Origin of the sequence: Kitasatospora sp. NPDC127111, assembly GCF_042677465.1 — a bacterium.
In the GTDB taxonomy this organism is placed as follows: Bacteria; Actinomycetota; Actinomycetes; order Streptomycetales; family Streptomycetaceae; genus Kitasatospora.
The window spans coordinates 1-13207 of record NZ_JBHXTG010000084.1 but is presented as its reverse complement, the minus strand read 5'-3'; the positions used below and the strand labels follow the sequence as shown (position 1 = coordinate 13207).

The following is a 13207-nucleotide window of genomic DNA, read 5'->3' as shown; positions in this document are numbered from 1 at the left end:
GAGGAGTTCACGGATGCCGAAGGTCTCCAAGGAGTCGGCGACGCAGGTGCAGGAGTTCGGTCCGGTGACCGACCGGCGGGCCGAGATGGGCGGTTACACCGTCGAGTTCGTCTCCTTCGGCGCCGATGCCGACCTGGACGGGCCGCTCCAGGCGCTGCCCGGCGGTGCCTGCCAGTGCCCGCACTGGGGCTATGTGATCGCCGGTCGCATGCGCTTCGTCTTCGGCGACCACGAAGAGGTGTACGAGGCCGGTGATGCGTTCTACCAGCCGCCGGGGCACCGGCCGTACGTCGACGCCGGCACGGAGCTGCTGCAGTTCAGCCCGACCGACCAGCTCGCCCGGACCGAGCAGGCCATCGCCGACTGGATGAGCCGGCAGCAAGGAGGCGCGTCCTAGGGTGCGTCCGACGTCGCGTCGGTCATCCGTCGCGTTGGTCGTCACTGCCGCCTCGGTCGTCACGTCGCGTCACCCCGCGGCAGGGGTTACCCCGCACCAGTGGTCACGCTGCGTCAGCGGTCACGGAGAGTCAAAGGTTGCCCGGCTGCGGGGCCGGTGAAAGCATGGAATCACCCTCACCCCGACGAGGGGGGTCTGTGATGACCGACGACAAGGACGACGGCGGACGCGGCGGACCCGGGGGACCCAGCGGGCCACCTGCCGACGGACCGGACCGGACCCGGGACATCCACGGGCCGCAGGATCCGCTGGTCGACCGATTCCGCCCGGAGCCGGGCCGCCCGCCCGAGCGGGGGCTCACGCTCAAGGGCTTCCTCGGTGACAGCGACCGCGAGGGGCACCGGCGGCTCTACCTCACCAAAGGGCTCGACTACTACGTCGAGTTCCGGGCCGAGGACGCCGTCGACAGCGTCCGGATCCCCCCGGAGCAGCCGCCGTTCATCGGAGCGGAGGCCACCGAGGTCACGCTCCGGAAGGGCGCCGACATCGCCTACACCCACTCCGGTTCGGTCCGCACGCCGGACGAGTTCGACCTCGACGTCCGCCGCGTTCCCCGGGCGGGACCGCGGCCGCCCCGGGCGCCCCGGACGGCACGGGCACCCCGGTATCCGCGGGCGGCCCGCAGGGGCGTGGCCGCTGCCGCCGAGACGTTCGACGCCGCGTGCGGCTGGCAGACCTGGGAGTGGGCCACCTGCGCCTCCTGCGACGGCACGTGTGTCACCTGCGAGGACACCTGTCCGTTCACGTGCGAGGCCACCTGCTCGCCGCCCTCGTGCGGCGGGACGTGCCACACCTGCGGCACCTGCGAACGGACCGGCTGCACCGGCTGCTGTCCGCTGTCGCTGCCCGGCGAGTCGCCCTGCGGTCCGAGTGAGATCGAGACCGCGTGCGAGACCTGCGGGATCTGCTGACCCCGCGTCCCCGGGCCGTCGCGGAGCAGAACGCCCGCCACCGGGACACCGCCCGTCGTCAGGACGGCCGGCCGAAGGAGGTCGCGTGACCGGACACCGCACCACCGGCCCGCCACCCGGCCCGCCACCCGGCCGGGCACCCGGCCGGGGCGCCGCCCTCGCGCCCGGCCCCGAAACGGCCCTCGCGCCCGGCCCTGATGCCGCCCCCGGAACCGGGCCGGGGGCCGGACCGGCACCCCGACCGGCCGGACCGGCACCCCGACCGTGGGGCGGCGTGCTCGACGGCGGCCGGCGGGCCGCCGCGCTGACGGTCGCCGCCGAGGTCGCCGAACGATGCGTGGACCGCGGGCTGATCTGCCAGGCGCTCGCCCTCTCCGCCCGGCAGACCCGCTACCCGGAGACCGTCGGGTGGCTTCCGTACGGGCTCGCCGGGGGCGACCCCGGCATCGCGCTGCTCTGCGCGTACCTCGACCGCTGCCGGCCGGAGCAGGGCTGGGACCGCGTCGGCCACGGCTTCCTGGCCACCGGGCTGGAGGGGGCCGGGCTGGTGGGGGCCGGGACCGGGGCGCCAGCCGCGCGCCGCGCCGGGGAACTCAACACCGGCCTGTTCAGCGGGCTCGGCGGCACCGCCTTCGCCGTCGCGGCACTCAGCCGCGACGGCACCCGCTACCGCCGCGCGCTCGGCGCCCTCGACGACGAACTGGCGCCACGCGCGCGCACCGTGGCCGCCCGGCTGGCCGCCGACCGCCCCGGCCGGCCGGTGAGCGACTTCGACCTGGTCTCCGGGGCGAGCGGGCTGGCCGCCGCTCTGCTGCCCCGAGGTCCGCGCGGGTCGCTCCCGCGGCCGCTCGACGCGTCGCTCTCCGCCCTGCTCGGCGCGCTGGTGCGGCTGGCCGTGCCGGACGGCATGGCCGCGCGCTGGGCCACCCCGCCGGAGCTGCTCGGTGACCCCTCGACGCGTGCCACCTACCCGTACGGGAACCTCAACTGCGGTCTGGCGCACGGCATCCCGGGCCCGCTGGCGGTGCTCGCGCTGGCCCTTGAGACCGGCCACCGGGTGCCCGGCCAGGTGGAGGCGGTCCGCTACCTGGCGGACTGGCTGACGGTGCACCGCACCGACGACGCCTGGGGGATCAACTGGCCGTCGGCCTTCCCGCTGCTGCCGCCGGACGGGCAGCCGCCCGCCCCGCCGCCCGTCCCGGGCCGCAGCTCCTGGTGCTACGGCAGCCCCGGGATCGCCCGCGCCCTGTGGCACGCGGGCGTGGCCCTGGACGACGAACGGCTGCGCGCGCTGGCCGTGGAGGCCCTCACCGACGTGCTGCGACGGCCGCCGTCCGCCCGCTGGCTCTACTCGCCGACCTTCTGCCACGGTGTCGCCGGGCTCCTCCAGGTGGTGCTGCGGTTCGCCCACGACATCCGCCTGCCGCAGTTCGTCACCGGCGCGGAACACCTGGTCGACCAGTTGCTCGCCCGGTTCGAGCCCGCCCGGCCGCTCGGGTACGCCGCGGTGGAGCCCGGCGACAACCGGGTGGACCGGCCCGGCCTGCTGGACGGCGCCGCGGGTGTCGCCATGGTGCTGCTGGCCGCCGCGACCGACGCCGAGCCCGGCTGGGACCGGCTCTTCCTGCTGTCATGACCGCCGACGCCCCCGGACCCCGCGCCGGCCGGCCGCTCTACCGGCCGCTGGGCTGGGCCATGGTGCGGGCGCCCCTGCTACCCGCCGACGCGCTGGCCGGGGCCGCGACGGCCACCGACGGCACCACCCTCACGCCCGCCGACCCGCGGGTCCGGCTCGCCGTCCAGGTGGCCAGCCACGACCTGGCCGCGGCCCTCGCCCGTACCCCGCCCGACGACCCCGCGGCGCGCCGGGTCCGCGGGAAGCTGGCCCGCTACCTGATCCGGATGTGCACCCGGCCCACGCCGTTCGGGGTCTTCGCCGGGGTCGGCCTGGCCCGCTGGAGCGACCGCACCGACCTGGCGCTCGCCCCCGGGCCGCCGCACACCCGCACCCGGCCCGACATGGCCTGGCTGCTCGGACTGGTCCACCGGCTGGAGGAGGACCCGGACGTCCGCGCCGGCCTGCGGCTGACCACCAACGCGTCCGTCGTCCTGCGCGGCGGTCGGGCACTGCTCGCAGCCGGCGCGGCCGGTGCGACCGGCGGGCCGGGTGGCCAGCCGGGCGGCGGGCCGGGCGGCGGGCCAGGCGGCGGCGCGGACGGGGGCACGGCGGGCGTCTCGATCCGGCTCACCGCGGCCGTCCGCCAGGTGCTGGAGCAAGCGCGCACGCCGACGCCGCCGGACGTCCTTGCGGCCGGCCTCGCCCGACTGGCGGGCGCGACACCCGGCAAGGCGGCGGCGCTGGTCGAGCGGCTGCGTGCCCAGGGCTTCCTGCAGTCGGACCTCCGGCCGCCGCTCACCGGCGGAGACCCCACCGGCCACGTGCTGCGACGACTGGCCGACGTCCCCGCCGGGCAGGACGTCGCCGCCGGCCTCGGCGAACTCTCCCGAGGCCTCGCCCGGTGGGACGGCCTCCCGCTCGCCGCACGCATCGACGGCTGGCCGGAGCTGGTCGGACGCGCCACCGCACTCCACCCGGCCGGGCCGGCCACCCCCGTCCTGCAGACCGACCTGGCGCTCACCCTGGGCGGCCACGGCCTGCACACCGAGCTCGCGGAGGAGGCCGTCCGCGCCGCCGAACTGCTGCTCCGGCTCAGCCCCCATCCGGCCGGCCCGCCACGGCTGGAGAACTACCGGCGCTCCTTCCTGAACAGGTACGGGCTGGAGCGCAGGGTCCCGTTGCTGGAGCTGATCGACCCGGACGTCGGGCTCGGGCCCCCGTTCGACCCACCGTCGAACCACGCGGCGTCACCGGCCGACCAGCGGCGCGGCAGGCTGCTGCTCGACCTCGCCCTCGCCGCCAACCGGGAGCGCCGCCGGCTGGTCGAGCTGACCGACCGGCAGGTCGAGGAGCTCACCGCGCCCCGCCCCGACCCGGCCTCGTGTCCACCCTCGCTGGAGCTCTCGCTGTTCGTCGCTGCCGCCTCGCCGGCCGCCGTGGACGCCGGGGAGTTCCGGCTGGTGGTCGGGCCCAACCTCGGCGCACCCGCGGCCGGCCGTCACCTCGGCCGCTTCGTCGACCTGCTCGGGCCGGCCGCCCGAGCGGGCCTCGACGAGATCGCCCCCGGCTGGAGCAGGAAGCCGGCCCCGACGCCCTGCTGGCCGAACTCGTGTACCTGCCGGAGCGGGCCCGCGCGGCCAACGTCGCCGTCCGGCCGGCGGTCCGCGCCCACGAGATCGTGCTCGGCACCGCCCCCGGCGTGCCGCACCGGCGGGTCGTCCCGCTCGACGAACTGGTGGTCGGACTGCACGCCGGACGGCTGAGCGTCGAGTGGCCCGCCGGGGGCGCGCGCGTCGTCGGCGTGCAGGGGCACATGCTCAACTCGATGGGCGCGCCGGCGCCGGTCCGCTTCCTGCTGGACGCCGCGGCCGACGGGCGCTGCCAGCTGGCCCCGTTCTCCTGGGGGCCGGCCAACGGGCTCTCGTTCCTGCCGCAGGTCCGGTACGGCCGGCTCGTCCTCACGCTCGCGCAGTGGCGCCTCGACGCCGCCGACCTGCCCGCCCGGACGTCCGCGGGCGCCTTCGCGGACGCCCTGGCGGCATGGCGGGAGCGGTGGGCCGTGCCCCGCCGGGTGTACCTGAGCTCGGGCGACAACCGGCTCCTGCTCGACCTCTCCGACCCGGATCAGGTCGAGGTGCTGCGGGAGGAGCTGAAGGGCCTGCCCGACGCGCGATCGGCGCTGCTCCAGGAGGCGCTTCCGGACCTGGCGGACGCCTGGCTGCCGGGCCCGGACGGGGGACACATCTGCGAGCTCGTGGTTCCACTGGTCCGCCGGGAGCCGGCCCGGTCCGACGGGAGCGCGCCGACGGACCGCTCCCGGCCGGCGGGCGCGGCCGGGCAGGCGGCGTCACCGGGCGGCACGGCACCGGCTGTGGTCCTCGACGGGGCGACCAGGGCGACCGAGGCGGCCGGGGTGGCGGGAGTGGCCAGAGTGGCCGAGGCGGCCGGAGTGGCGGGAGTGGCCGGGGCGATCGGGGTGGCCGACGCGGCCGGGGTGCGTACCGAGACCCGGCTCAGACCGCCGGGCAGCGACTGGCTCTACCTGAAGCTCTACGGCAGCCGCTGGCAGCAGGACGAGCTGATCGCCGGACCGGTGCGGACCTTCGGGGAGTTCGTCACCGCCACCGGGCTCGCCGACAGCTGGTTCTTCATCCGCTACACCGACCCCGAGTGCCACCTGCGGATCCGCTTCCACGGCGAGCGGTCCGTCCTGCTCGGCCCGCTGATGGACCAGGCCTGCCGCTGGGCCGGCGACCTGGTGGCGACCGGCCTCGGCACCAGGTTCGGCTTCGACACCTACGAGCGGGAGATCGAGCGCTACGGCGGCACCGAGGGCATGCGCGCGGCGGAGGCGGTCTTCGGTGCCGACAGCACCTCGGTAGCGCGGCTGCTCCAGGCCGGCGAGGACGGCGAACTCGCGCTGGACCGCACCGACCTCGCGGTCAGCAGCATCGACGACCTGCTCGGCTCGCTGGGCCTGGCGCCCGACGAACGCCTGGCGTTCTGCCGCGGCGCGGGCGACACCTCCCGCGACGGCGGCGACGAGTACCGCCGGCGCGGGCACCGGCTGCGGGAGGCCCTCGGCCGACCCGACTGCCCCGACACCGCCGCCCTGCGCCTGATGCTGACCGAGCGCCGCGAGGCCCTCGCACCCGCCGCCGACCTGCTCACCGCCCTGCGGCGGGAGGGCAGGATCGCGCGCAGCCACACCGAGCTGTGCCGCTCCTACGTCCACATGCACCTCAACCGGCTGGTGGGCCTGGACGCCGACGAGCGGCAGGTGCTCGAACTGCTGCGCCGCACCAGGGAAGGCCTGGTACGGGCCCCCGTGGGCTGACCGCTGACCGCTGACCGCTGACCGCCGACAGCGGCACGCGGCACGTGGCACGTGGCACGCGGTCCGGCTGGGGGAGCGGCCACCGCCGCGGTGGTCAGTCGCTGCCGTCGAGAGCCCGTTCCGGCTGTCCCGTGCGCCAGGACAGCTCGATCTCCAGCTCGATCTCGCCGTCCTCCAGCTCGACCTCGAGCTCGGTGCGGAGTTCGTCAGGGATCCGCAGTGTCAGCTTCCCGGGACCGAGGTCCAGCTCCGCCTGGCCACCGCGCCTGAGCGCGGCCGCCAGCGCTTCGAGCTGATCGGCGGCCTCCACACGGGACAGGGTGCGCTTCTGCTCGAACTCAAGATCCTTCACGGATGCCTCCCGAGCCGATGGAAACGGATGGAAACAGCAGGTGCCTCCCATTCTCGCGCCGCTCCCCTCCATCGGCCCGGCGGCACGGACCGTACGCCGTGCCGCCCGTCCCCGCAGCGATGCCGACCGGCCGCACGACCTGGGGCGCGGCGGCGCCGGCAGCTCATGCCCCACCGAATCCGAAGACCCGTTCGGGCCAGTCGGGGTCAGGTGTTCCGCCGTCGAGCGCCGCACCGATGGTGCGCTCCTCGTAGCTGAAGTGGGATTCCATGATCGCCGCCAGCCCGTCGAGCTCGCGCCCGATCGCCTGCAGTGCCGGGCCGTCGGATCCGGCAGCCCGGTTGGCGAGTTCGCCGACCCGGGACAGGATCGAGCTGATGAGTCCGTGGTCCTCGACGAGTTTCGCGACCGTCCCGGCGAGGTCCGGGCGCTCCCGCAGCAGTTGGGAGAACATGCCGTCGTCCTCGCCCCGGTGGTGTGAGGTCAACGCGGCACAGAAGGCCAGGCAGTGGGTGAGAAGTGTGTCGTCGGCCAACCGGCGGTGTCCGATGTTCGTCCTGATCTCACCGAGCCGGCGGCGCAGTTCGTGATGTGCTTGGGTGAGTTGCCGGCTCAGGGCGACCACCCGGTCGCCGTCGTGGGTGGCCACGGATGGCAGCCCCTTCGATTCCGCACCTCCATGCCTGACGCAGTCCGTCACCGGCACGCGATGCTGCCGCCATCTGATCACGCAACTCGGCCCGGCGGCAAGCAGGTTCCGCTCGCCGGTAGCGCCTCGTCCGCACGCGGAGCACGTGAACACGGATGCGGAGCAGGGTGGTTGGTGAACGTGGCCGTCAACGGCCTTTCTCGGCATGCGCTTTTCCGGTCCGCGGGCTGAACGACGGGATCCGCCACCGGATGTCCGCCCCGGATCACACCCGGCGCCGGTGGGCCCGGCGGTGCTCCGGTGGGCCCGGCGGCACCCCGCCGGGCCCACCCCACCGCCACCGTACTCGCCGCGTCGTCCGGGCGGTGGTCGGCGGCCGAGCAACGGAGCGGGGTGGTGGTTCAGCGCTCCGGGGCCTGCCCGGCGTCGTCGTCGTCCTCGGGGCTGTCGGGACGCGGCGGCCCCGGAGCGTGCGGTGCGGGGTTCCGCTCGGCGGACTGGCAGGTGCCGCAGATGTGCCAACGCTGCCTGAGGTGGGCGGACCGAAGCGGGGCGAGGGCCATCTCGGAGGTGTCCAGGCCGCACAGGGTCAGGGGTCCGCAGGCACCCGAGGGTTCCACGGGTGCGGAGTGTGTGCGCCGCACCGGGTTGGCGGGTTCCGCCGGCGTGCGGTCGGGTCCGAGGACCCGGACGTTGGTCGGTGTGTCCAGTTCCAGCACGACGATTGTGTCCATCTCCCCAACGTGGCCGCGGGGCCCGTACGCCGCATCCGCTGGGTGGCATCCGGAGCAGCCGAGTGGCGAACCCGAGGTCCGTCGTCCGACCGGTGCCGCCCCTCGCCGTCGGCGACGACGTCCGAAGGGGGGAACTCCCGACGCGGAAGACCGGAGACGCTCTCGGAAGGCGTGGGGGAGCCAGCTACCCCAAGGTCCTGCGCTCCGGCCGAGCCGTCCCTCGTCCTCACCCCGTCTTCCGGGTGGGCATGTCCAGGCCATAGCGAACCCGAAGCCGATCCATGGCGCGGTCCGCGACCGTGGACCCGGGCCCGCCGGACCACCGGCGAGCCGGGCCCCCGTCCGCGCGCCGCACGACCGTCGGTGCCGGACGTCCCGACCGGAAGGAGCCGCTCCGCGTGTCGCGGAAACTCATCGTCACGACCTCGGACCACCCGGATCCCGACCACGGCACGTCACGTCGCCACGGCACGTCCCACCACCCGGCGGACACGGGCTGGAGCCGGGGCCGGCCCACGGACCGGAGCCGCCGTCGGCTGAGCGTCCTCGGCACCGCCGACGGCTCGGCCGGAACCGGGGCCACCACCACGAAACGAAGGGCGGGAACCATGCGCAAGACCGCGAGGATCGCCATCGCCGGCGCCTTGACCGGCGCCGCGCTGCTCGGCGTCGCGGGCAACGCCGCGGCGTCGAACACCTACATCAAGGGCGCCTACGCGTACTACGACCCCAACAAGCACATGTTCGGGCTCGGTGACACCGAACCCGACGGCAACTCCGTCTTCATCGAGTGGTGGGCCGACGGCGTCAAGCAGGGTCGGATCACCAACTCCCGCGGTAACGGCAAGTGGAAGGACGTGGTCATCGACAGCGGGCTCTGGGGGCAGCCGCTCAGGTGGCGGGTCTGTGTCGACATCAGCTGGGACCTCGACCGCTGCTCCGGCTACATGCAGGAAACCGCCTGACCGGCGCCTGACCCGCGCCCGCCCGGCCACCTCGCCCGGCTGACCGCGCCCGCTCCCCGAGCCCCGGCGCGTTGCCATGGGTGGCGTGAGGCTCGACGGCTCCCGTGCACGCCGACGTGCCCTGCCCGCAAGCCCGCGGGCAGGGCACGTGGCCTCAGCGGGTTTCGCACGGCACCCCGACGTGCGGGTTGGGCCCGTTGAAGAGCACGAGGAAGGCGCTCACCGCCACGATCCCCGCCAGCATGGCGAGCGTCATCAGGCCGAAGCGTTTCAGCGGGGGCTGGAACGGGGTCCAACAGTGCATCCCGATCGCGCCCGCCGCCCCTACGGCCAGCAGGAGAAAGGGCGAGCCGAACAGCAGGAACTGCAGGGTGATCCGGTCGCCCGTGGCGTGAACGCCTCCGGTGCAGCGCGCCCAGCGGCGGCTGATGACGGCAACCGAGCCGCCGGCGCCGAGCAGTGACAGCAGCACACCGAGGCACCCGGTGCCGATGACAGCCAGGATCTGTCCGCCCCGGCCCCTCTTGTCGTCCACCAAGTCCTCACGTCCTGTTCCCCGAATCCGGATGCGGGGACGCGGGTGGGCGCCCGCCCGGTTGCCACGAGGCGGAGGGACCGGGCGCGGGGGCTGCCTCAGGCGTCGTGCCCGAGACCACGGTCGGGTGCGCTCATGTCGCCCGTCCCGGGCGTGCCGTCGGCGAGCCCGTAGCGCAGGTACACGGTGCCCTTCGGACTGGAAGCCGGCGGTTCGAGGAGCGTGAGGTTCGTGGGGACGGCGCCGCCGTCGAACACCTTCTTCCCGACGCCGAGCACGATCGGGTGCACCCAGAGGTCGAGACGGTCGAAGAGCTTCTCCCGCAGGAGGCTCTGCACCAGGTTCAGACTTCCGACGACCTTGATGTGCTCGTGCCGGTCCCGGATCTCCCGCACCGCGCCGGCCAGGTCCGGGCCGAGCTGCGTGGACCCGGCCCACGAGAGGTCGGGCCTGCCCCGGGAGGCCACGTACTTCGGCACGCGGTTGAAGAGCTCGGCGATCTCGTTGTCCTCGCCGCCCTCCTGGTGCGGCCAGTAGGCGGCGAAGATGTCGTACGTCCGCCGGCCGAGCAGGAGCGCGTCGGTGCCCTCGTACGCGGCGCCGATCTGAGTCCCGGCGACCTCGTCCAGCAGGGGCGCCTGCCAGCCGCCGAACGGGAACCCCACCGGATCCTCGTCGGGGCCGCCGGGCGCCTGCGCCACGAGGTCGAGGGTCGCGAACATTTCGATGTGGATGAGGCCCATGCCTTACTCCCGATTCGTCGAAGAGAGCACATGCCGACCGATCTCGAAGCGCCACGGTGCCGTGCTCACACCACCAGGCCGGGACGCCGTGCCGGCACTCCCGCTCACGATAGATCACAGACCGTGTTCAACCCGGGTGGCCGGCGTTCGTCGCGCGGCACCGGGTTGCGGGCCGCGGGTCGCGGGCCGCGGCTGGGGACGCGCAGCGGCTCGGCCACGAGGCCGTGAGGCCGTGAGGCCGCGAGGCCGTGAGGGGATCCGCCTGCTCGGGAGGGGAGGGTGTCACCCCGCGTCCGGGCCGAAGCGGCGCCGGTAGGCCGTCGGGGTCAGGCCCGTCGCTCGGCGCATCGATGCCCGCAGGTTGGCGGCGGTGCCCAGCCCGCTGTGCCGGGCGACCAGTTCCAGCCGGGACTCGCCCCGTTCGATCAGGCGGCACGCCAGCGCCACCCGCTCCTGGGTCAGCCACGCCAGCGGGGTGGTGCCGAGCTGGGCCCGGAACCGGCGGTGCAGCGTCGCCGGGCTGACCGCGGCGCGCGCGGCCAGGTCCGACACGGTCAACGGCGCGTCCAGCCGCTCCTGCGCCCAGGCCAGCACCGGCGCCAGGGACTCGTCCGGGACGGCGGGCACCGGCCGCTCGATGAACTGCCGCTGCCCGCCGTCGCGGTGCGCGGCGAAGACCAGCCGCCGGCTGACCGCGTTGGCGACCTCCGCGCCGTGGTCGCGGCGGACGACGTGCAGCCCGAGGTCGAGCGCGGCCGCGCTGCCCGCGGCGGTGAGGATGTCGCCGTCGTCGACGAACAGCACGTTCTCCTCCAGGCGCACCATGGGGAAGCGTGCCCGGAAGGCGTCCGCCCACTGCCAGTGGGCGGTGGCCCGCCGACCGTCGAGGACCCCGGCCTCGGCGAGCGTGAACGCGCCGCTGCACAAGCCCACCAGCCGGGCGCCGCGCGCGTGCGCCCGCCGGACGGCGTCGAGCACGGCGGGACGGCGCGGCACCTCGACGTCGGGCCGGTTCGGGACGATCAGGGTGTCGGCGTCGTCGGCGGCCTCCAGGCCCGCGACGCCGGTCAGGGTGAAGAAGCCGTCGCGCATCGCGGTGCGCGGCTGCGGCGAGCAGAGCCGGAAGTCGTACAGGTCCCGGCCGAGCTCGGGCCGGCGCAGGCCGAACACCTCGGTGGCGCAGCCGAGCTCGAACGGGTTGGAGTTCTCGTCCACGATGACGACGACGCTGTGGAGGCGCTCCCGGGCGGGCGGCTGAGAGGAATCATGCGGCATGTGCGATTCCTAGCACTCGTCCCGGTCGCACCGCCGCACCAGGATGGGGTCCATGGACGACACGAGCGCCGCGAACCGCGCACCCATCTCCCTCGACGAGGCCCTGGCCTCCTTCGACGCCCTCTGGAGCCCCCGCATCGTCACCCGGGTCAACGACTACGACGTGCGCGTCGCCAAGGTCAGGGGCGAGCACCTGTGGCACGCCCACGACGACACCGACGAGTTCTTCCTGGTGCTCGACGGCGAGTTGTTCATCTCCCTGCGGGAGGCGGCGGGCGAGCGCACCGTCCACCTTCCGCGCGGCGCCGTCTTCACCGTCCCCCGCGGCACCGAGCACAAGCCCCACGCCCCGGCCGGCGCCGCCATCCTGATGCTCGAGCCCGCCGGCACCCCCACCGTCGGTGACCGCCACGACCCCGTCCCCGCCCACGTCGACGCCACCACCGGCCACCCCCTCACCCCCTGAGGCCGGGGCGCCGCCCCCGCGGGGACGGACGGCGCCGGGCCGGGCACCCCGCCGGTTCACCCGTCCGGCGTACGGCGGGTGGTCGGCGGGTGGTCGGCGCGTGGTCAGTGCGGGCCCGGCCCGGCCCCGGGTCAGCTCTGGGTCGGGATGACCGTGTAGCAGTGCGGGTCGCTCTGGTGGAGGTGGGCCCAGTAGAGCAGGTCGCCGGTCCGCGGGCCGACGATCCCGTCGGCGTCGAGGTGCTGGGCACTCTGATACGCCTTCAGCACCCGCAGGGTCTCGCCGCCGAACCGCCCGTCCACCTCCAGGCCCATCTCGGGGTGGGGCAGGCCGGGGCGGCTGGAGTTCCAGTGGTTGAGCGCGAGCTGGACGCACGTCACGGCCGCGCCGCTGTCGCCGTAGCGGACGTAGCGCAGGCCGGGCTGCGCGCTCGCCGCCGAGGCGCCGACGCCGACCAGCAGGAGAGCGGCGGAGACGGTGGCCGCCCCCGTGCGCAGTGCCGCCTTGGTGTTCAACTTCATGGTGCGTTTCCCAACTTCTCGTGCTTTTCCCGCGCTGTGACAAGCGCCGGGGCTCGCGCTTCCGACGCGTCATCAACCGTACGACCACGTAAACCCGTCAAACGCCTGATGAGACGCGAATTCGGCGGGTGCGGGGCTGGAGGGGGGCTGCCGGTCTGGTTCCGGAGCAGCCCATCCGGTGCTCCTTGCCCCGGTCCGGCGCCCGAGCCGTTCGCGGGCGATCCGCTCGCGGGCGAGCCTCCGAGGCGGAGGGTGGTGGTTCGGATACGTTACGTGATGGCCCGTGCCCCCTCGAAACTCTGGGAGTCCGTTATGACCACTGAGGAACTCGCCAAGTTCTACGCCCTGCTGACCATCCTGGAGCCGCAGACGCAGACCTGCATCCAGGCCGCCCGCCTCGCCGAGGTGGGGACGGTGGGGGAGGGCGACACCGACACCACCGTGGTGAAGCAGCTGAAGACCCACGCCGACAAGATCGCCGCCGAGCTGGCCTCGGTGAGCCCCGAGAAGCTGGAGCGCAAGGCGGCGGCGATCGCGAAGTTCCTCGCTTAGTCCGGTAGTTGCCCACGTCGGGCCCCCCCCCCGGGTGGCGGGGGGGGCGGCGCGGGGGGGGGGTGGGCCCGCGCGCCCGGCCACAGCGGGCG

General features: G+C 74.8%; 14 protein-coding genes and 1 pseudogene. 8 read left to right on the top strand and 7 right to left on the bottom strand.

Annotation, left to right across the window (positions count from 1 at the left end):
• Positions 1-13 precede the first annotated feature (13 nt).
• From ACFVHB_RS34400 to ACFVHB_RS34380, 5 genes and pseudogenes are all read left to right on the top strand, one after another.
• Positions 14-397, top strand: coding sequence for a hypothetical protein (locus ACFVHB_RS34400; RefSeq protein WP_380330066.1), 384 nt, complete (start codon positions 14-16; stop codon positions 395-397).
• Between the two features lie 200 nt (positions 398-597).
• Positions 598-1368, top strand: coding sequence for a hypothetical protein (locus tag ACFVHB_RS34395; RefSeq protein ID WP_380330064.1), 771 nt, complete (start codon positions 598-600; stop codon positions 1366-1368).
• Between the two features lie 274 nt (positions 1369-1642).
• Positions 1643-3004 carry a lanthionine synthetase C family protein gene (locus ACFVHB_RS34390; protein WP_380330062.1) on the top strand — a complete coding sequence of 454 codons (1362 nt, stop codon included), beginning with the start codon at positions 1643-1645 and terminating at the stop codon, positions 3002-3004.
• Positions 3001-4530, top strand: a pseudogene (locus tag ACFVHB_RS34385) (lantibiotic dehydratase family protein); the annotation flags it as partial. The gene ACFVHB_RS34390 and the pseudogene ACFVHB_RS34385, both read left to right, overlap by 4 nt.
• 65 nt (positions 4531-4595) lie before the next feature.
• Positions 4596-6323, top strand: a complete 1728-nt coding sequence (locus ACFVHB_RS34380; RefSeq protein WP_380330060.1) for a thiopeptide-type bacteriocin biosynthesis protein — start codon at positions 4596-4598, stop codon at positions 6321-6323.
• A gap of 94 nt (positions 6324-6417) precedes the next feature.
• Here the strand turns inward: ACFVHB_RS34380 and ACFVHB_RS34375 are convergent, their stop codons facing one another.
• From ACFVHB_RS34375 to ACFVHB_RS34365, 3 genes are all read right to left on the bottom strand, one after another.
• A complete protein-coding gene (locus ACFVHB_RS34375) occupies positions 6418-6675 on the bottom strand; it encodes an amphi-Trp domain-containing protein (RefSeq protein ID WP_380330058.1) in 258 nt (85 codons plus the stop codon).
• Between the two features lie 163 nt (positions 6676-6838).
• Positions 6839-7324 carry a hemerythrin domain-containing protein gene (locus ACFVHB_RS34370; RefSeq protein ID WP_380330056.1) on the bottom strand — a complete coding sequence of 162 codons (486 nt, stop codon included), beginning with the start codon at positions 7322-7324 and terminating at the stop codon, positions 6839-6841.
• 401 nt (positions 7325-7725) lie between these two features.
• Positions 7726-8058, bottom strand: coding sequence for a hypothetical protein (locus ACFVHB_RS34365; RefSeq protein ID WP_380330055.1), 333 nt, complete (start codon positions 8056-8058; stop codon positions 7726-7728).
• Positions 8059-8666: 608 nt separating this feature from the next.
• On the opposite strand from ACFVHB_RS34365, the gene ACFVHB_RS34360 reads away from it, so the two are divergent.
• Entirely contained in the window at positions 8667-9023 is a 357-nt protein-coding gene (locus tag ACFVHB_RS34360; RefSeq protein WP_380330053.1) for a hypothetical protein, read from the top strand.
• Positions 9024-9177: 154 nt separating this feature from the next.
• On the opposite strand, the gene ACFVHB_RS34355 is transcribed toward ACFVHB_RS34360, so the two are convergent.
• The 3 genes from ACFVHB_RS34355 to ACFVHB_RS34345 form a co-directional block, all read right to left on the bottom strand.
• Positions 9178-9561: a hypothetical protein gene (locus ACFVHB_RS34355; RefSeq protein ID WP_380330051.1), complete on the bottom strand. Its 384-nt coding sequence runs from the start codon at positions 9559-9561 to the stop codon at positions 9178-9180.
• A 95-nt stretch (positions 9562-9656) separates the two neighbouring features.
• On the bottom strand, positions 9657-10301 hold the full coding sequence (locus ACFVHB_RS34350) for a dihydrofolate reductase family protein (RefSeq protein WP_380330049.1): 645 nt from the start codon (positions 10299-10301) through the stop codon (positions 9657-9659).
• 282 nt (positions 10302-10583) lie between these two features.
• Positions 10584-11576: a GlxA family transcriptional regulator gene (locus tag ACFVHB_RS34345; RefSeq protein ID WP_380330047.1), complete on the bottom strand. Its 993-nt coding sequence runs from the start codon at positions 11574-11576 to the stop codon at positions 10584-10586.
• 52 nt (positions 11577-11628) lie between these two features.
• Between ACFVHB_RS34345 and ACFVHB_RS34340 the strand changes: the two genes are divergently transcribed.
• Positions 11629-12042, top strand: coding sequence for a cupin domain-containing protein (locus ACFVHB_RS34340; RefSeq protein ID WP_380330045.1), 414 nt, complete (start codon positions 11629-11631; stop codon positions 12040-12042).
• A 131-nt stretch (positions 12043-12173) separates the two neighbouring features.
• Here ACFVHB_RS34340 and ACFVHB_RS34335 read toward each other — a convergent pair whose 3' ends face one another.
• Entirely contained in the window at positions 12174-12563 is a 390-nt protein-coding gene (locus ACFVHB_RS34335; protein WP_380330043.1) for a peptidoglycan-binding protein, read from the bottom strand.
• 312 nt (positions 12564-12875) lie between these two features.
• On the opposite strand from ACFVHB_RS34335, the gene ACFVHB_RS34330 reads away from it, so the two are divergent.
• Positions 12876-13115 carry a hypothetical protein gene (locus ACFVHB_RS34330; protein WP_380330041.1) on the top strand — a complete coding sequence of 80 codons (240 nt, stop codon included), beginning with the start codon at positions 12876-12878 and terminating at the stop codon, positions 13113-13115.
• The last annotated feature ends 92 nt before the right edge of the window (positions 13116-13207 follow it).